The organism is Rhodocyclus tenuis (assembly GCF_014197755.1).
Lineage (GTDB): Bacteria > Pseudomonadota > Gammaproteobacteria > Burkholderiales > Rhodocyclaceae > Rhodocyclus > Rhodocyclus tenuis.
Genome location: NZ_JACIGE010000021.1, coordinates 1 through 16824, shown reverse-complemented (window position 1 = coordinate 16824; position 16824 = coordinate 1). Strand labels below are relative to the sequence as shown.

13 protein-coding genes and 1 pseudogene are annotated in these 16824 nt (G+C 60.1%); 6 read left to right on the top strand and 8 right to left on the bottom strand.

The window, feature by feature from the left end; genetic code table 11:
* Positions 1-185: 185 nt before the first annotated feature.
* From dnaQ to GGD90_RS17670, 3 genes are read right to left on the bottom strand one after another with little or no spacing between them, the layout of a single operon-like run.
* Positions 186-896 carry a DNA polymerase III subunit epsilon gene (gene dnaQ, locus GGD90_RS17680; protein ID WP_153116840.1) on the bottom strand — a complete coding sequence of 237 codons (711 nt, stop codon included), beginning with the start codon at positions 894-896 and terminating at the stop codon, positions 186-188.
* A gap of 31 nt (positions 897-927) precedes the next feature.
* Positions 928-1383, bottom strand: coding sequence for a ribonuclease HI (gene rnhA / locus GGD90_RS17675; RefSeq protein ID WP_153116839.1), 456 nt, complete (start codon positions 1381-1383; stop codon positions 928-930).
* Positions 1373-2098: a class I SAM-dependent methyltransferase gene (locus GGD90_RS17670; protein ID WP_153116838.1), complete on the bottom strand. Its 726-nt coding sequence runs from the start codon at positions 2096-2098 to the stop codon at positions 1373-1375. Before GGD90_RS17670 ends, rnhA begins: the two co-directional genes overlap by 11 nt.
* Before the next feature lie 27 nt (positions 2099-2125).
* Here GGD90_RS17670 and gloB point away from each other — a divergent pair, with 27 nt between their 5' ends.
* Positions 2126-2959 carry a hydroxyacylglutathione hydrolase gene (gene gloB / locus GGD90_RS17665; RefSeq protein WP_153116837.1) on the top strand — a complete coding sequence of 278 codons (834 nt, stop codon included), beginning with the start codon at positions 2126-2128 and terminating at the stop codon, positions 2957-2959.
* Positions 2960-3042: 83 nt separating this feature from the next.
* On the opposite strand, the gene GGD90_RS17660 is transcribed toward gloB, so the two are convergent.
* Together GGD90_RS17660 and GGD90_RS17655 are read right to left on the bottom strand one after the other, a co-directional pair.
* Positions 3043-3441 (bottom strand): response regulator transcription factor, encoded by a 399-nt coding sequence (locus GGD90_RS17660; protein ID WP_153116836.1) that lies wholly within the window; start codon positions 3439-3441, stop codon positions 3043-3045.
* Positions 3438-4415, bottom strand: a complete 978-nt coding sequence (locus GGD90_RS17655; RefSeq protein ID WP_153116835.1) for a GGDEF domain-containing response regulator — start codon at positions 4413-4415, stop codon at positions 3438-3440. Before GGD90_RS17655 ends, GGD90_RS17660 begins: the two co-directional genes overlap by 4 nt.
* A gap of 206 nt (positions 4416-4621) precedes the next feature.
* On the opposite strand from GGD90_RS17655, the gene GGD90_RS17650 reads away from it, so the two are divergent.
* From GGD90_RS17650 to GGD90_RS17640, 3 genes are all read left to right on the top strand, one after another.
* Entirely contained in the window at positions 4622-8179 is a 3558-nt protein-coding gene (locus GGD90_RS17650) for a DUF748 domain-containing protein (protein WP_184415299.1), read from the top strand.
* Positions 8180-8320: 141 nt separating this feature from the next.
* Positions 8321-9664, top strand: coding sequence for a DNA recombination protein RmuC (locus GGD90_RS17645; protein WP_153116833.1), 1344 nt, complete (start codon positions 8321-8323; stop codon positions 9662-9664).
* The gene (locus GGD90_RS17640) at positions 9661-10125 is read left to right on the top strand and encodes a DUF3293 domain-containing protein (protein WP_153116832.1); all 465 of its coding nucleotides are present in this window, start codon (positions 9661-9663) and stop codon (positions 10123-10125) included. The genes GGD90_RS17645 and GGD90_RS17640 overlap by 4 nt, the downstream gene beginning before the upstream one ends.
* A 318-nt stretch (positions 10126-10443) precedes the next feature.
* Here the strand turns inward: GGD90_RS17640 and GGD90_RS17635 are convergent, their stop codons facing one another.
* The 3 genes from GGD90_RS17635 to GGD90_RS17625 form a co-directional block, all read right to left on the bottom strand.
* Positions 10444-11328, bottom strand: a complete 885-nt coding sequence (locus GGD90_RS17635) for a DUF5677 domain-containing protein (RefSeq protein ID WP_153116831.1) — start codon at positions 11326-11328, stop codon at positions 10444-10446.
* Between the two features lie 92 nt (positions 11329-11420).
* The gene (locus tag GGD90_RS17630) at positions 11421-12446 is read right to left on the bottom strand and encodes a DUF4917 family protein (RefSeq protein ID WP_153116830.1); all 1026 of its coding nucleotides are present in this window, start codon (positions 12444-12446) and stop codon (positions 11421-11423) included.
* A 409-nt stretch (positions 12447-12855) separates the two neighbouring features.
* Positions 12856-13980 (bottom strand): PIN domain-containing protein, encoded by a 1125-nt coding sequence (locus GGD90_RS17625; RefSeq protein ID WP_153116829.1) that lies wholly within the window; start codon positions 13978-13980, stop codon positions 12856-12858.
* Between the two features lie 439 nt (positions 13981-14419).
* Here GGD90_RS17625 and GGD90_RS17620 point away from each other — a divergent pair.
* Together GGD90_RS17620 and GGD90_RS17615 are read left to right on the top strand one after the other, a co-directional pair.
* Positions 14420-15034: pseudogene (locus tag GGD90_RS17620) on the top strand (tyrosine-type recombinase/integrase).
* Between the two features lie 301 nt (positions 15035-15335).
* Positions 15336-16589, top strand: a complete 1254-nt coding sequence (locus tag GGD90_RS17615) for a hypothetical protein (RefSeq protein ID WP_153116828.1) — start codon at positions 15336-15338, stop codon at positions 16587-16589.
* The last annotated feature ends 235 nt before the right edge of the window (positions 16590-16824 follow it).

The window sequence follows — 16824 nt, the reverse complement described above, 5'->3', positions numbered from 1 at the left end:
TAAGCGGGATCGAACCGCTGACCTCTTGCATGCCATGCAAGCGCTCTCCCAGCTGAGCTATACCCCCGTCCGAAAGAAGCGGCATTATAGGGAGGCACTCCCGGTGTGTAAAGGCTTTTGGCGGGCTTTCGCAGGCGGTTTTCGGGCCTGCCGCGGTACTGCGCTGCGGGCCGGCATGGGGTGGCTCAGTCAGCGGTGAGCCACAGGCATTTGCCCTTGCTTTCCTTGTTGATTCCGGCGAGTGTCCGCGCGTGCTCGGCGATTTCCTCGTCGCTGGCGCGCAGCACGCGCAGCGTTCGCCGTTCGTGGCTGGCGAGCGTCACCGCCTGCGACTCCTGTTGCGCCGGCTTGTCGCTGCCAAGGTCCATGAGCAGGCTTTCCTGACCACGCGTCATGGCGATGAAGACTTCGGCGAGGATTTCCGCGTCGAGCAGCGCGCCGTGCAGGGTGCGGTGCGAGTTGTCGACCTGATAGCGGTCGCACAGCGCGTTCAGGTTGTTCTTCTTGCCCGGATGCAGGTCCTTGGCCATGCGCAGCGTGTCGCAGACGCTGGCGCAGACGGTGGTGACCGGCGCCATGTCCAGCCGCGCCAGTTCGGCATTGAGGAAGCCGATGTCGAAGGGCGCGTTGTGGATGACCAGCTCGGCGCCACGAACGTAATCAAGGAATTCGGCAGCGATGTCGGCAAAGCGCGGCTTGTCCTGCAGGAACTCGCGGCTGATGCCGTGCACTGCTTGCGCGCCTTCGTCGATGTCGCGGTCGGGGTTGAGGTAGTAGTGGAAGTGGTGGTGCGTCAGCCGCCGGTTCTTCATTTCGACGCCGGCGATTTCGATGATGCGGTGGCCGTGCTTGTGTTCGAGACCGGTGGTTTCGGTATCGAGGAATATCTGGCGCATGGGACGGGTCTCGCGAAATGGTTGGGGCGCTTCAGGCGCGACGGGCGGCGATTTCGTCGATGCCGCGATTGGCCAGCGCGTCGGCGCGCTCGTTGCCGGGTTCGCCGGCGTGGCCCTTGACCCACGACCAGGTGATCTGATGCTGGCGGGCCAGCGCGTCAAGTTCCTGCCACAGATCGGCATTCTTCACCGGTTTCTTGTCCGACGTGCGCCAGCCGTTCTTCTTCCAGTTGAAGATCCATTCGCTGATGCCACGCTGCACATATTGCGAATCGGTGAGCACGCGCACCAGCGTCGGCCGCTTGAGCGCTTCCAGCGCGCGGATGACGGCGGTCAGTTCCATGCGGTTGTTTGTGGTGTGCGCTTCGCCGCCCCACAGCTCCTTTTCGTTTTCGCCGGCCAAGAGCAGGGCGCCCCAGCCGCCGGGGCCGGGATTGCCGCGGCAGCCGCCGTCGGCGTAGATGATCACTTCCGGATTACTGCTCACTGTGTTCAATTCCTTTTCTGGCGACGGCTGACAGCGCTTTGCGCGGCAAGCGTCGCGGGTTCCATTTGGGCATGATCAGGCGCATGCCGTGTACGCGTTTTACCGCCCGCAGCAGGTAGACGCCGCCGGCGAATCCCCACCAGCGGTCGCCGGCCGCTTCCATGAAGTGGTAACGGCGCAGCCAGGCGGCATCGGTGCAGGGCGGTGCGTAACAACCGAACACGCCGCGGTCGATCTCGAAGCCGAGCAGCTTGACCCAGTCCTTGATGCGCGGCACCGAGAGGTAGTCGCCGTTCCAGGGAAAGCCTTCCGGGTGCCCCGGCAGCCTGCGGCGCAGCCCCCACAGCGACAGCGGGTTGAAACCGGCGATCACCAGTTGCCCCTCGGGAATGAGCACGCGTTCAACCTCGCGCAGGATCTGGTGCGGGTCGTCGTTGAATTCGAGCACATGCGGTAAGACCACCAGATCGACGCTGGCCGCGGCGAAAGGCAGCTGGCGCAGGTCGCAGCGGACATCGACGGCACCCGATTCACCGACCTTCTGGCGTAGCGGGATGCGGTTATCGCCGAGCAGGTCAAACTGCGGCAGTCCCAGCTGCAGCGCGTTGTAGCCAAAGACGTCGCTGACGATACCCTCGATGCGGGGCCGCTCCCAGGACGTCACGTAGAGCCCTTGCGGCGTTTTCAGCCAGGTGTCGAGGCCCGGAATTGACATTTCCTGTCCATCTCCCAGAATTGCGCGATGCTCAAACCTTCTGCGTTTCCCGTCCAGTCGGTCTATCCGGTGCCGATCGCGATTCCGGCCTTCGCCGACAACTACATCTGGCTGCTGCGGCAGGGCAGCAGCGCGCTCGTCGTCGACCCCGGCGACGCGGCACCGGTTCTTGCCTTCCTCAGGCGCGAAGGCCTGCGACTGGCGGCAATCCTCGTGACGCACCACCACGCCGACCATCAGGGCGGCATCGCCGAGCTGCTTGCCGCAGCGCGCGCCGATGGCGTCGAGCCGGCCGTGTTCGGACCGGCGGCGGAGTCTATCACAGGGCTTTCCGAGCCGCTTTGCGGCGGCGAGACGATCCCGGTCGAGGCGCTGGCGCTGGCTTTTCGTGTCGTCGCCGTTCCCGGTCATACCCGCGGACATCTCGCCTATTATCGCGCGGGGCAGCTGTTTTGCGGCGACACGCTGTTTGGCGCCGGCTGCGGCCGGCTGTTTGAAGGCACGGCGAGCGAGATGGCGGCATCGCTGGCGAAACTCGCAGCGCTGCCCGGTGATACCGGCGTTTATTGCGCGCACGAGTACACCGTGGCCAACCTGCGTTTCGCATTGGCAGTCGAACCCGAAAACGTCTGCGTACAGCAGCGCGTGGCCGCGGTCGCCGCCTTGCGCGCCGCCGGGCAGGCGAGCGTGCCGTCGTCGCTGGCGCTGGAAAAGGCGAGTAACCCGTTCCTGCGCTGCGGCGAGCCCGAGGTGATCGACTCGGTGCTGCGCTGGTGCGCGCAATCGGCGACGCCCTTGCCCGAGCGTGATGATCCGGTCGCCGTTTTTGCCGCGCTAAGGGCGTGGAAGAACGTTTTCTGAACGGATCGGCCGGGTCGGGAACAGGCGGAGAGGAACAGGCTTACAGGAATCGGCGGCGCCGATGCGAATCACGCCGGTGCGACTCAGGGTGTGGCTGGCCGGCGCGTTGCCGCGAGCGCCTGTTGCAGCGCGCCGAGTACCTTGCCGGCGTTGAATGGCTTGACGATGAAACCGGCGGCGCCGTTCTGGATCGCTTCCTGCACATTGCCGACGCTTGGGTTGCCGGTGACCATGATCACCGCGGTTTCCGGGCGCATCGACTTGATCGCCTGCAGCGCTTCGAGACCGTCCATCTCAGGCATCATCACATCGAGAAAAACGACGTCGGGGTGCTTGATTTCGACCATGTCGAGCGCGATGGCGCCGTTTCTCGCCTCACCGCAGATCTCGCAATTTTCGGAGCGCAGGATGCCGCGCAATACCGTGCGCATCAGGTCGTTGTCGTCGACGAGCAGGATGCGGGTCGGCGGAGCTGCCTTCATGCTGTTTCCTCTTCGCTAATGAAGCAGTCGGGGTCGAGCGAGGTGGTGACGTGCACGCGGTTGCGTCCGTCGGCCTTGGCCTGATAGAGCGCGCGGTCAGCGGCGGCCAGAAGCGTCGCGGCGGCGGTTTCGGGCATGGCCACGCCGCAGGCGACGCCAAAGCTGGCGGTGACCTTGCCGTGCGGCGAGCCGGCGTGCGTCATCGCCAGCGCGGCGACGGCGTCGCGCATGCGTAAGGCGACGATGCTGGCGCCGCCCAGCGTCGTGCCGGGCAGGATGGCGGCAAATTCCTCACCGCCGTAACGCGCCAGCAAATCGCCGCCCCGATCAAGGTCGGCGGCCAAGGCAGCGGCAACGCGGCGGATGCATTCGTCGCCGGCGGGGTGACCGTAGTGGTCGTTGAACTGCTTGAACAGGTCGATATCGACCATCACCACCGACAGCGTCGATCCTTCTCGCATCGAGCGTCGCCATTCGCGTTCGAGTGTGGCGTCGAAATAGCGCCGGTTGGCGGCGCCGGTGAGGCTGTCGAGCGAGGCCAGACGTTGCAGTTGCTGGTTGGCGGTGTCGAGCTTGCGCGTCGTCGCCAGCAGCGATTGGCGCATCTGCAGCTGGCGCTGCATGGCGCGCAGCTTGACGTCGATGGCGACTTCGCTCACCGGCAGGCTCAGGAAATCGTCGCCACCGGCAGCAACGCTGCGTTGCAGCGCCGCATCGTCGCCGGCGGCGATGAGGAAAATGATCGGCGTCCACTCGCCCGGCGGTTCGACCTGGCGGATGTGCCGGCACACCGCGAATGCGTCGATCTCCGCCAGCCTGCTGGCGAGCAGCAGGACATCAGGTCGTTCGGCGAGAAAGAGCTCGACGCCGCTGCTGCCGCTGTCGGCCCCCCGCACGCTCATCCCGAGACGCCCGACATGCTCGCAGAGCGTTCTGCGATGGCTGGCGTTGTCTTCGATGACGAGGATTTTCATGAGGGATTTCAGCGGCGGACAATGCCGGATTTTAGCGCGAAAGGCGCCTCCGAAGCGGCAAGCCGGCGGCCGGCGCGAGCCCGCAGCGCTGGGGCGTTGCCTGGCATCTCGGGCACCGGGTCGAGGCGCCGGCCCCAGCCTGTACGACTCACGCGGCCTTCCCGCTTCATGATAAATTCAGGCCAAAATCTCGGGGGATGGCAGCAATGATCGATAGCTCAAGCTTCAAGGGGCTGCTGCACGAGCCGCGTACGAAGCGGCTCGGACTGGCGGTGGCATTGCTTTTCGTGCTCGTCGGCATCGTCGGGTTTTTCGTCCTGCCGCCCTTCGTCAAATCGGCGCTGCTCGAGCAGGCCGGCGCGGCGCTGCACCGTCAGGTGAGCGTTGCCGGTGTCAGCATCAATCCCTATGCGCTGTCGGTACGTATCGACGGGCTGGTCATCGAGGACGGCGAGGGCAGCGAGCCGCTGTTCGCTTTCGACAGCCTCTACGTCAACGTGTCGGTGTCTTCGCTGTTCCGCGGCGCGCCGGTGATCGAAGAACTGCGTCTGGAGCGGCCGGTGCTGCGCCTGCGCCGGCTGGCGGCGCAGCAATACAACATTTCCGACCTGCTCGACGAGTTCCTCTCCGGTCCTTCGTCGCCGACACCAGCCTTTTCGCTGAACAACATCCAGCTCACCGGCGGCCGGATCGAGTTCGACGACCGCGTGACCGACGAAAAGCACAGCGTCAGCGACATCGAACTGACGCTGCCTTTCATTTCGAGTCTGCCGCAGGTCGTCGACAGCTTCGTCGATCCCGCTTTCTCCGCGAAGCTTGATGGTTCGCCGCTTGCCTTGGGCGGGCGCAGCAAGCCCTTTGCCCAGTCGCGCGAGAGCGAACTGGTGCTCGATATCAAGGGCTTCGACCTGACGCGTTACCTTGATTACGTACCGGTCGCGCTGCCGGTGAAGCTGCAGTCGGCGGTGCTCGACAGCCAGATCAAGCTCACCTTTCATCAGTCCGCCGATGCCGGCGCTGCACTGACCGTCTCCGGTAACGCCGCACTGGCCGATCTGCGCATCGAGGCGACGAATGGCGAGCCGCTGTTTGCCGCGCAGCGTGTCGAGGCGGTGGTCGGCGATTTCGATCTGGCGCAACGGCAGCTGCGCATTGATCGCGTCGCACTGACGCAGCCACAGGTCTATGCGCGTGCGCGGGCCGACGGTACGCTCAACTGGCTGGCCGTGCTTGATGCTGTTGCTGCCACGGGCAAGACAGCAGTCGCGGCGCCTCCGAAAGAGGGTGCTTCACCGGTCGCGCCGCCCGCCAAAGCGGCCGCAAGCGTGAGTGTGCCTGCGGCTGCCGCCCCTGCCTTGGCCTGGTCGCTGGGCGAAGCCAGCGTGCATGATGGCAGCGTGCATTGGCTCGACGAGACGCGCGGACGTCCGCTGAAGGTGGAGCTGCTCGGTCTTGACGCACGGCTGGCCGGGCTGGCGAGCAAGGCCGGCCAGCCGGCGAGCTTTGCGCTCTCCGGCCGCATTGACGGCGAGGAGCGTCTCTCGGTCGGCTCGTTCGCGCTGAAAGACGGCGAACTCGATCTTGCTGGAAAGCGCATCGCGCTCGGTGAAATCAGCATCGACAAGCTGAGCGCGCTGGTCCGCCGCGCGGCTGACGGTTCGCTGGACACGATCCTGCCGCCGCTGCTGCGTGCTTCACCGGCGCCACGCGGTGTCGCTGCGCCTGCCGCCAGCGTCCCTGCCGGTGCAAAGACAGCTGTCGCTGAACACCATGTCCCGGCGCCCGCAGCCGGCAAAGGCGCGGCAGCCGCGCCATGGATAGTAGTCGCCCGGAAGGTGCAGGGCGACGAGATCAGCTTGCGTTTAGAGGACCGCGCCGTGCAGCCGGCGGCGACGCAGACGATCAGCGATTTCGGCTTCACCATCGAACACCTGACGACCGAGCCGGGCAAGAGCGCGCAGGTGAAAGCACATCTGCGTCTCAACCAGAAGGGCGAGGTGGAGGTCGCCGGCGATCTGGGTCTGGCGCCGCTCGCCGCGCGCCTGCAAGTTGACGTCAAGGGGCTTGAGTTGCTGCCGCTGCAGCCCTACTTTACTGACAAGCTCAATATTGCGGTGACGCGTGGTCAGCTCACCACCAAGGGCGTGCTGGATGTCCGTCAGCCCGCCGCCGGCCCGCTCGCGGGCGGCTTCAAGGGCCAGCTGACGGTTGGCGACTTCTTTGCCGTCGACAAGATCAATTCCGCCGATTTCCTGCGCTGGAAGTCTTTCTACGTCGGCGATATCGACTTCCGTCTCGGCCCCGATTCGCTGTCGGTCGGCGAGGTCGCGCTGACTGATTTCTTCGCCCGCGTCATCGTCAGCAAGGAAGGCAAGCTCAATCTGGCGCAGATCGTCCGTCGCGACGAGCCTGCCGCCGCTGCGCCGGCGACCAAGGATGGCAGCACCGCGACGACGACTGCCGCGGCACCGGCAAGCGCAGCGCCGCCAGCCGCACCGGCGGTGAGCCGCGGCGACGGCAAGGCGAGCGTCGCGCTGGCGACGCCGGCGAGCGAAGCAATGCCGATCCGCATCGGCAAAGTCACCCTGCAGGGCGGCAGCGTCAATTTCACCGACAACTTCGTCAAGCCGAACTATTCGGCGAACCTGCGCCAGATCGGCGGCCGCATCAGCGGCCTTTCCTCGGCACCCGACACCGTGGCGACGCTCGACTTGCGCGGCAGCTACGACCGCATCGCGCCGCTGAGCATCAAGGCGCGTCTCAACCCGCTGGCGAAAGAGACCTTCCTTGACCTCGATGCCGAGATCAAGGGCATCGAAATGACTTCGTTCTCGCCGTATTCGGGCAAGTACGCGGGCTACTCGATCGCCAAGGGCAAGCTGTCGCTGTTCGTCAAATACCGCATCGAGAAGCGCCTGCTCACCGCCGAGAACCGGATCTTCCTCGACCAGCTCACCTTTGGCGACCCTGTCGACAGCCCGCTGGCGACCAAGCTGCCGGTGACGCTGGCCGTCTCGCTGCTCAAGAACCGCAACGGCGAAATCGACATCAACCTGCCGATCTCGGGCTCGCTCGACGATCCGGAATTCAGCATCGGCGGGCTGGTGATCAAGGTCATCCTCAATCTCTTCGTCAAGGCGGTGACTTCGCCCTTCGCGCTGCTCGGCTCGCTGTTCGGTGGAGGGGAGGAGCTGTCCAACGTTGACTTCGCCTACGGTCTGTCCGCGCTCGACAGCACGGCGCAGCAACGCCTCGACAAGCTGGCGCTGGCGCTCAACGACCGTCCGGCACTCAAGCTCGAAATCGCCGGCAGCGTTGCCGTCGAGCGCGACCGCGAAGGCCTCAAGGTGGCGCGGCTGGAACGCGCCATGCGCCGGCTGAAGCGCGACGATCTGGTGAAGAAGGGCGTTGCTTCGGGTTCCAGCGAAGAAATCGTCGTCAGCGCCGCCGAACGCCCGGCACTGCTTGAGCGCGTTTACCGCGACGAGAAATTCCCCAAGCCGCGCAACCTCGTCGGCCTGGTCAAGTCGCTGCCTCCCGAAGAAATGGAGAAGCTGATCCTGACCAATACGGTCATCGACGACGAAGACCTGCGCGATCTCGGCGAGCGGCGGGCGGCGCGCGTACGCGACTGGCTGGTCGAAAAGTCGGGCGCGCCGGCCGACCGCATTTTCCTGCTGCCGCCAAAGCTGATCAGGGAAGAGGGCGCCAGCGACGCCGCCGCCGCAGCGAAGGCGGGCCGCGTCGATTTCTCGCTGCGTTGAGTGCGACAGGCACGGGCAAGCGCCACTGAATCAGGCGCTTGCCGCGCCGCCCCCGGCGGGTGACAGAATGCCGGCAGCGCGCAGCGGACCATCCCGGTCCGCCCTGCGCATCTTCGGCAAATCGAACCATGAGCAAATGCGATGAATGAGTGGCTGGGCGTCGGCCTCGCCGGTCTGGCCTGCCTGCTGCTGGCGGTCTGGGTGATGCTGCGCACGGCGCGGCTGGAGGCGCGTGCGGCCGAACTGCTCGCCGGGCAGGAACGTCTGGCGCGCGAACTGCGCGAGGAATTCGCGCGCGCGCGCCAGGAAGCGGCGCAGGCGGCGCACGACGGACGCGTCGAACAGGCGCAGTCGGTAACACGCCAGGGTCAGTCGTTGGGCAGCGAGCTGACGCGCTTTGGTGCAATGCAGGGGCAGCAGCTCGAGGCCTTCGGACAGCAGCTTGCGCGCCTCACCGGCAACATGGATGCACGTTTCGAGCAGTTGCGTCAGGCGGTCGAGGCACGCCTCGCCTCGCTGCAGGCCGACAACGCCGGCCGGCTTGAGGCGATGCGCCAGACCGTCGACGAGAAGCTGCACGCAACGCTTGAGCAGCGCCTCGGCGACTCGTTCCGGCTGGTCAGCGAACGGCTCGAGCAGGTGCAGCGCGGGCTTGGTGAAATGCAGACGCTCGCTGCCGGCGTCGGCGACCTGAAACGCGTGCTGAGCAACGTGAAGACGCGCGGCACTTGGGGCGAGGTGCAGCTCGAAGCCCTGCTCGATCAGGTGCTCACCGCCGACCAGTTCGCGCGCAACGTGGCGACGCGTCCGGGCAGCGGCGATCGCGTCGAATTCGCCATCCGCCTGCCCGGGCGAGAAGCGGGCCGCTCGGCCGGCGAGGGCGACACGACGCCGGTGTGGCTGCCGATCGACGCCAAGTTTCCGATCGAGGATTACCAGCGCCTGCTCGACGCGCAGGATCGTGCCGACCCGGTGGCGGTGGAAGTGGCGGCGAAGGCGCTCGAAATGCGCTTGCGCAGCGAGGCGAAGAGCATCCGCGAGAAGTACCTCGAACCGCCGTTCACCACCGATTTCGCCATCCTCTACCTGCCGATCGAGGGGCTCTACGCCGAGGCCTTGCGCCGGCCGGCGCTGGCCGAATCGCTGCAGCGCGATTTCCGCATCAGCCTCGCCGGGCCGACGACGCTCGCCGCGCTGCTCAACAGCCTGCAGATGGGCTTTCGCACGCTGGCCATCGAGCGCCGTTCGGCAGAGGTGTGGGCGGTGCTCGGTGCGGTGAAGACCGAGTTCGGCAAGTTCGGCGAGGCGCTCGAAGCAACGAAAAAGAAGCTCGAACTGGCGACGCGCTCAATCGATGCCGCCGGCGTGCGCACGCGGCAGATCGAACGCAAGCTGCGCAGCGTCGAGTCCTTGCCGCTCGCCGAGGCGCAGGCGCAACTCGGTCAGCTGCCCGAGATGGCGTCCGACGAGGAGACCTTGCCATGAGCGCAGAAGCGCCAAATGCACGCGCCGCCGGGAGTCTGCAGGACGCCTTGCTCGCACCTTTCCGGGCGACCCGCTATCGCGTGCTGGGCGAAGCGGCCGAGGTTTTCGATTTGCGTATCGATGTTGCACAGCCGCAGTTCGACGACTGGCTGCGCCGTCGCGGCTGCGCGTGCTGGGCGATCGTCAGCGCGCACAACCCGCAGGCAACGTTACTGTCCGCTGACGAAAACGCGCTGCGTCACGGCGCGCTGGCCGCGCGCTTGCAGGCGCTGGGCTGGCAGCATCTGCCGGCCGTCAGCATCGCCGACGCCGGCGACTGGCCACCCGAGGAGGCTTTCCTGGTGCTCGACGCCAGTGTCGAGCGCTTGAGCGGTCTGGCCGCCGAGTTCATGCAGGCGGCAGTCGTCTTCGCGCCGACTGGCGAACCGCCGCAGCTTGTCTGGCTGGCTGGCGGACGGTGAGAGCTGACAGGAAGTAATGGCGTCTGTCGGGCCGCAGATGACCAAAGCCCGGCACCTGCCGGGCTTTGCGTTTTCTGGATTTCCGTTGTTCGGCCTTTGCGGTCATCGGGCCTGCTGGCCGATTCAGTCAGCAATGCGCAGGTAAGCGGCCCTTCACCGGCCAGTCAGCCCGAACGTCAGCTTTCCTGTCCGGCTAATTCACACTCCCGACCCTAAGCGGAAGTAGCCTGACCGGAAAACCGGACATTCAACGTCTGAATTCACCGGCCTGCGCGGCTATTTGCGCAGGTCCGGTGGAATGATGGGTTGGGCAGCATTTCATTGTTCACCCTCAGTGTCGGCCGCCTGCGGCATGGCTGGCGGAAATGAAGAAGACGGCTTTGTACTCAACTCTAGGAGTCGCGCAAATATCATTTCCTCTGCGTTCAATGGTGCTCTCATATTCTGATGCCCAAAGAATGCAGCAAGGTAACCGCAACCAGCGTGCAGCACGCCGATGAATATCTCTTCCAGATGACTCACGGTTGCGGCTTGAAATGCCTCAGTAGTTCTTTCGCCCTTCAAATGCGCCGAATAGAAGTAGCTCGCACCGAAGGGAGATCCGTGAATGATCTCGGATGAAAGAGAGTAGATCAGACCATAAGCTGCAAGCAGGCGTAACCCAGATCGACGGCCAGCTAATTCGCCAACTCTCCTTATACGGCTAGGCACATCGAGGCTAGTCCACGAGCCGTTGCCCTTACCACTGAACTCGGGATACTCCTGCGTGAGCGTGGCCCGGGGATCAGGGTCGGAGCGAACTTCAATCGAGAACTCACCGCTCCCAAATTTCCTATTGTGGTGACGCCAAGCAGCAAAGTCGATGTACCGGATGGCTCGTGCAGCCACGTTGTCAGATTCGGCCAAGAGGTAACTGGCATTTACGAAGGATTCGATTGCCGATCTAGCGACCGGATACGCATCTCGAACCGGGATGCCGCGAAGTTTCGCCATATGCAGCAACGTTTCAAGTGACTGACCTGCAGCCATCGCCAGAAACGTGCTTGTGCGCCGCTGTCCGTCACCAAGCGTACAAGTTAACTCTTCCCCTTCGAAGGTTGCTGGGCCTTCGGACGCGACGAAAAGTGCGAGACGAAGAAATTCCTGCTGGAGCATTGCCAAGCCGCGCAGTGCATCAAGGAGCGGGAGTTCTTCGGTATCCATTACGAGCGACCAACTATTGATGCCCAACGTTCAAGGTCAGGGATGCTGACCGGCATTTTCGCGCAGCATCCCCTGCACCGCAGGGTTAGCACTCATTTGCCCCAAACCTTCGCGGTGGATGCGTCGAAATAGGTGACGCCAAGAGGAGCCTTCGCCCTGCGGCTATTTGACATTTGATTTGCCCTTGAAATAATTCGCTTGTTGGCTTCTGAATTGGGATCCCCATACAGTCCGATGTAGAGCTGAGATAGCTTTCCCCTCTCGATGCGTTTTAGATAGTGCTCATCGTTTTCAGCAAGAGAATGGCCATAAATGAATAAAGCGCCTTGTATTTCGGAAAAACTGCGATACGCCTTTGCGAGGTAATCGTTATGCCTGATGCGCTCAAGTTTTTCAGCGCTCGTGCCCTCTGAAACAAAGAGAGGGTAGTAATCCTTGCTTAGGGCGTGGCGGATTTGGTCAATCAACCGTACTCCCGTGTTGATCCAGGTGTACTTCTGAATCTCCGTGCCCGTGTCGAATACATGCAGCGCACCATGGAGGAAATACATGTTTTGCTCATGACTCTGACTTGGCTCCCACACCACATATCCAGCGTCATAGTCATCCTCAGATTTTCTGAAGCCATCGTCGGACGATGGGGCTACGCCATCGGGCGTGTGCATTTGCGCCCAATAGAGCAGCAGGTCGTAGTTGAACGTATAGATCGTGTTGAAGTGGGCGATGAATTCTCGACATGCTGCGTATTCTTCCTCCGTAATTTCACCGGGCCACGCGGGGTGGCTGCTTGCGATTGTTTGAACAAGAAGCTCTCGGAGTCCGTCAGCATCGCTTTGTAGCGTTTCAATTAGGTTAGACGGGGTGCCACCATAAACTTCGAGTATTCGTTTGGCGTCACGAAGGGCTTTGATCACTCGCTCGAAGTCTTGAGTTCCCAGTGCTTCGAAGGCAAATTTCGCCGTTGGTGAAAGCTTTGAGAAGTCCGCATTCTCGTAGAGCTTCCCGTAGAGAAATATGTCTGGCCGACACGCGATACTGAACCCGTTGCCAAGCAGTGCATGGCAACGGTTGAATCGCTTTGCCTCTGTCATTGCCTGTTGAAATGTAAGTAGCGACATGTCGATTGCTAACGTAAAACTGATATCAATTTTGCAGGGTTTCTCGGACTCGTAACAGAAAACTTGTCGGCCCTCATTGGAGTAGCCTTTTTGTTTTAATTGGATTTTCGGATGCTGTCAGTTTGCATCCAGTACTAAATATTCTGTCAAACCCTGCAAGCACCAAAATGCGCTGATGGCATTGCACGGCTGCTTTCGAGCAATTTGAACAATGACTGCTTCTGGCCGAGACATGCCGTTCATGCTAACCGAATGCCGCATCTTCCGGCAACTGGCAAATTTCAACTGGATCGATCGCGTGCTCCCGACCCATAGCGGTAGTTACTGACTCGAAAAAGCGGACGTACAACGTTTGAGTTCAGCGGCGGAGCATAAGCGTAGCTTTTACGGTGTCCGCTGGAACGATATGTTATTCATCCTGATCGCGCCACCAATCGGGCTCCAAGGAACCGAACTCGATATATCTGGGCGACGAAAGCAACTCGATTGAGTCCACATCGATTTCATCAATATCGCCTTCAAAATCTCCAGTGGCTGATAAAAGGAGTTCCGATTCAAAATCAAATTCAACATTCTTGGTTGCGGTCCCCATAGAAACGCTGTCTTTGTCTATTGAGTCGTGAACCGAAAGCGAAAAGTCGCACGAGGCTGTCCCACGTATTCTTACTGACAGTGCGATTGAAATCTCTTCGTCCTGAAATTGCACAGGGGATAGGCGTGGTCGTCCTTCTTCATCTTCTAGAAGCTCAAAATCGATGAACTCGATTTCAATAAAGTCGGCATCCCAGAAGAAAGCAGAATCGGCATCGGGGTATGCATCGATTTCAGAAACGGCTGTCGAGAGAAATGAATCGATAGACGAAGAGATGTTCGTGGCTTCGCCACGTAGCAACTTATCACCAAGCTTCTCGCAAAAATTGAAGGCTGCTTCTTGGGGTTGAAATTCGGCAATGCCCTCAGCAAGATCGCCAATAACGTCTATCCATTCGGATTGTTTTCCAAAATCAACCCAGTCACCATCGGCTGAGACTGCAAGAAGTTTGAACTTATTCTTCTCGGCAAAAGCCTCCAAAGATACCAATGCAATGGCGTCGGGAAACTCATTTTTCTTCTTTCCGGACTCTGCAAATGGCGGGATTGACTGAAAGTAGCGTTTGATGAGATTTGATATGTCAACATAATCATCTGCCTTTATGATCTGAGCCCCTGTTCCTTCGACAAACGATTCTATTTTTTCTCTTGAAATATCTTGATCGGAGTCACTTGGGATGATGTTAGATCGTGCCTCTTTAAGTTTTGCAGGAGCTATCGGCAGGTACTCAGCACTTTGATGGAAGGCGCGCTCAATCTGCGCACGCGTTTCGCCTACCTTCTTGCTTAAGTGCTTGTGAACCTCGCGGAGGACAACTTCTGACAAGACCAAACCGATTGGTTTTCCATTGAATTGCTCCAGAGTCTTTAGAAGACCGCGGTCAAGCTTGAGTCCCTGTTGATCAAAAATAGACGTATCCAGAGTAATTGCGCCGTATTTCATGTTTTTCCTGTTATGGACAGTGGCGGAAATTTAACAGATGCTTAACGTAAAGTGGGCAACAATATTGCAGGGATTCTCCCCTGATTAAGATCTATATCGGCAAGCAGCGTCTAGACAACCGCCATTGTCATATTGATTTCCGTTGCCATACTTTTTTATGGGCAGTATTAAATGTCCGATCAAACCCTGCAAGCTTAGGTGCGTGAGCGTATCCGGTACAAGCATTAAAGCATACGTACCGAGGATTCATATGGCTATTGAGTGCGCGGATTCATACGGATTCATTAGTTAAAACGCCCCAAAGCGAATGGCTGCTTTACGGACGCAACTTCGACAGGCCGCTTCTGGCCGGAAGCACGCATTTAGCATACTACCCGATAGCTGCCGTCGCCAACTAGGGTGAACAATCAGATTCCGATCAACAGCCAAGGAGTCTGATATGGAAGCCATCATCAAACACGAAGCATGGAACAAGGGGAAGCTGGTCGGCCAGAAGCCACCCCTAAAGCCGAAGGACATCTGGGCGATCCGAATTCACCTCCAGAATGCGAACGCGGTACGCGGCCTCGCCATGTTCAACCTCGCCATCGACAGCAAGCTTCGTGGTTGTGATCTCGTCAGCCTACGCGTCCGAGACATCGCGCATGGGAACCAGATTCTTCCCCGCGCGATCGTCATCCAAAGGAAAACCCAGCGACCGGTGCAGTTCGAACTGACAGAGCCCACCCGAGTCGCTGTTGCGGCCTGGCTTGAAAAGTCACAGTTGCGTGGTGACCAGTTTCTCTTCCCGAGCAGGGTGGCAAGCTCCCCTCATATCTCTACTCGCCAGTATGCGAGGATCGTCCGCCACTGAGCAGAAGCTGCCGGGCTTGACCCATCGGCCTACGGGACGCACTCGATGCGGAGAACTAAGGCGATGCTGATCTACAAGCGCACGAAGAACCTACGGGCCGTACAACTGCTGCTTGGGCATTCGAAGCTGGAAAGCACCGTCCGCTACTTGGGCATCGAGGTCGACGACGCGCTGGAGATTTCCGAGCAAACGGAAATTTAGCCAGCGACATGCGGCTGCAGGGGTGAATACCTTGCGGCCGCTTTCTGGCATCATGCTGTATGCGTGCTATCGGCCAGAAGCGGCCCTTGATGTATTCGCTCTGTAAGCGGACCTTCAAACCTATGACCTTGGTGTTCGTATATGCAGAAACCGATGGCATGACAAATGCCTCAGACCCTCGAAAAAAGAGAGTTGCAGGCGTCCAATTCCGGGCCTATGTCACCAGACGCCTAAATATATGGCGTTTATACCGTTCTACTGAACGGTGAGCATCTCCTGTTTAAGAGATCGGTGGAAAATTATGGATATCAATATTCTCGCTTCGTTGATTTTGCTGCTTCTTATCGCACTGGCTTGGATAGTTCTTCGCAAGGGCAAGGGTCTTTCTCCTAGGTCAGTAGCTTTGATTCCGGAGCAAGAATCTGATGCGCCAGAAATTCAGCCGCCCAAGCCAGCGTTGCTGGACCGAATTGTGATTGGCAGTAATCCGGCTTCACCCCTCGTGACGATTCAACCGCTTTCTGCAATCAGCGACTTCGAAAGATCCAATCTATTAGATCCCAAGCGGGATTACAGCATCAGCCGCTTAAGCGCCTTGTGTCAGGCGATCCCTTCCCTGCTAGTGACTGGCGAGGCGTCAGGAAAGAAGATAATGGAAGTCGTCATCAATGGCGATTTAGTTCGAGCAGCAGATGGGAATGGTTTGCGCGCATTCGCAATGAACGGCAAAGGCATCGCTGAACAAGCTCGTCTTTTCGAGATGAGCGATCTTCAAAACATGATCAACGCAGCTGCAATCTGGCAAATCGCATCTGTTGTTGTCGCGCAGAAGCACCTTGCTGACATCAGCAGAAAGCTTGACGAAATTAAAGCAGGGGTTCAGCAAATCTCCCAATTTCTTGCAAGCCAGAGGAAATCAAGAGTGCTGGCAACCTATGATTATCTCGGACAGGTCTACTTAGCCATAAAAGGGGGCGACCTTCCAGATTCATCAAGGATGAATCTGGAGAGCTGCGAGCGTGATTTGCTCGAAATTCAACACCATCTTGAAATTGAATATCGCCAGAAGGTCGACAAGAAGGTCGAACACACCGAAACTTTCGGCACGGAAAATCTTACAAATGACATTGGAAAGAAAATATCTGAACTTGAAGAGCTTACAGGAGATATTGCGCTCTGCCTGAAGACCAGAATTGCGGCCTGGCATGTCTTGTCGCTGTTCCCGGGCGACCCTCAGCTCAAGGTGGCTCGCCGCGCCAGTATTCAAAAATCCATTGATTCGTTTTCTGAACTCGTACCGTATCTTGAGGAGAGTCTGAATAGTGAGATTGCTGCTGTAAACGCATTTTGGAACAAAGGTAGCACCCTAGATGCTCGCAAGCGGAACCTCAAGAGCAAATGCATGACCGCAGCCGGGAGTTTGGAGAGCAAGGCAAAAAAATGCTCAGAGCATGTTACTGACAGTGAGCATATTCTGCTAGAACACGACCAGCCAATTCGCCTGTACCTTCAGTTTGAAAATGGCGAACTGATTGGCGCGAGACAAGCGGCTTAATGCAGTGGGAGCGGCGAGTCTAACCGGCCATTGCCAAACCCGCAGTCCAAACGGACGCTGCGCGATAAATCCGCGCAGGGCCGGTGACTTCTACGTTGAACGGCAGCTTTCCACAAGCGCCGATGGCCGCAAAGGGTCGGGAGCGACGTCCCCCCCGAATTGAGTAGCGCGTGACTTTAGAGTCCAATCCACGACGACAAGGAGATTGGACATGAAGAAGCGCTTTACCGAAGAA

Bases quoted from the DNA above. Each gene is read 5' to 3' on its own strand.
- dnaQ (WP_153116840.1), bottom strand. From the start codon at position 896: ATGCGCCAGATATTCCTCGATACCGAAACCACCGGTCTCGAACACAAG.
- GGD90_RS17670 (WP_153116838.1), bottom strand. From the start codon at position 2,098: ATGTCAATTCCGGGCCTCGACACCTGGCTGAAAACGCCGCAAGGGCTC.
- gloB (WP_153116837.1), top strand. From the start codon at position 2,126: ATGCTCAAACCTTCTGCGTTTCCCGTCCAGTCGGTCTATCCGGTGCCG.
- GGD90_RS17660 (WP_153116836.1), bottom strand. From the start codon at position 3,441: ATGAAGGCAGCTCCGCCGACCCGCATCCTGCTCGTCGACGACAACGAC.
- GGD90_RS17655 (WP_153116835.1), bottom strand. From the start codon at position 4,415: ATGAAAATCCTCGTCATCGAAGACAACGCCAGCCATCGCAGAACGCTC.
- GGD90_RS17650 (WP_184415299.1), top strand. From the start codon at position 4,622: ATGATCGATAGCTCAAGCTTCAAGGGGCTGCTGCACGAGCCGCGTACG.
- GGD90_RS17645 (WP_153116833.1), top strand. From the start codon at position 8,321: ATGAATGAGTGGCTGGGCGTCGGCCTCGCCGGTCTGGCCTGCCTGCTG.
- GGD90_RS17640 (WP_153116832.1), top strand. From the start codon at position 9,661: ATGAGCGCAGAAGCGCCAAATGCACGCGCCGCCGGGAGTCTGCAGGAC.
- GGD90_RS17635 (WP_153116831.1), bottom strand. From the start codon at position 11,328: ATGGATACCGAAGAACTCCCGCTCCTTGATGCACTGCGCGGCTTGGCA.
- GGD90_RS17630 (WP_153116830.1), bottom strand. From the start codon at position 12,446: ATGTCGCTACTTACATTTCAACAGGCAATGACAGAGGCAAAGCGATTC.
- GGD90_RS17625 (WP_153116829.1), bottom strand. From the start codon at position 13,980: ATGAAATACGGCGCAATTACTCTGGATACGTCTATTTTTGATCAACAG.
- GGD90_RS17615 (WP_153116828.1), top strand. From the start codon at position 15,336: ATGGATATCAATATTCTCGCTTCGTTGATTTTGCTGCTTCTTATCGCA.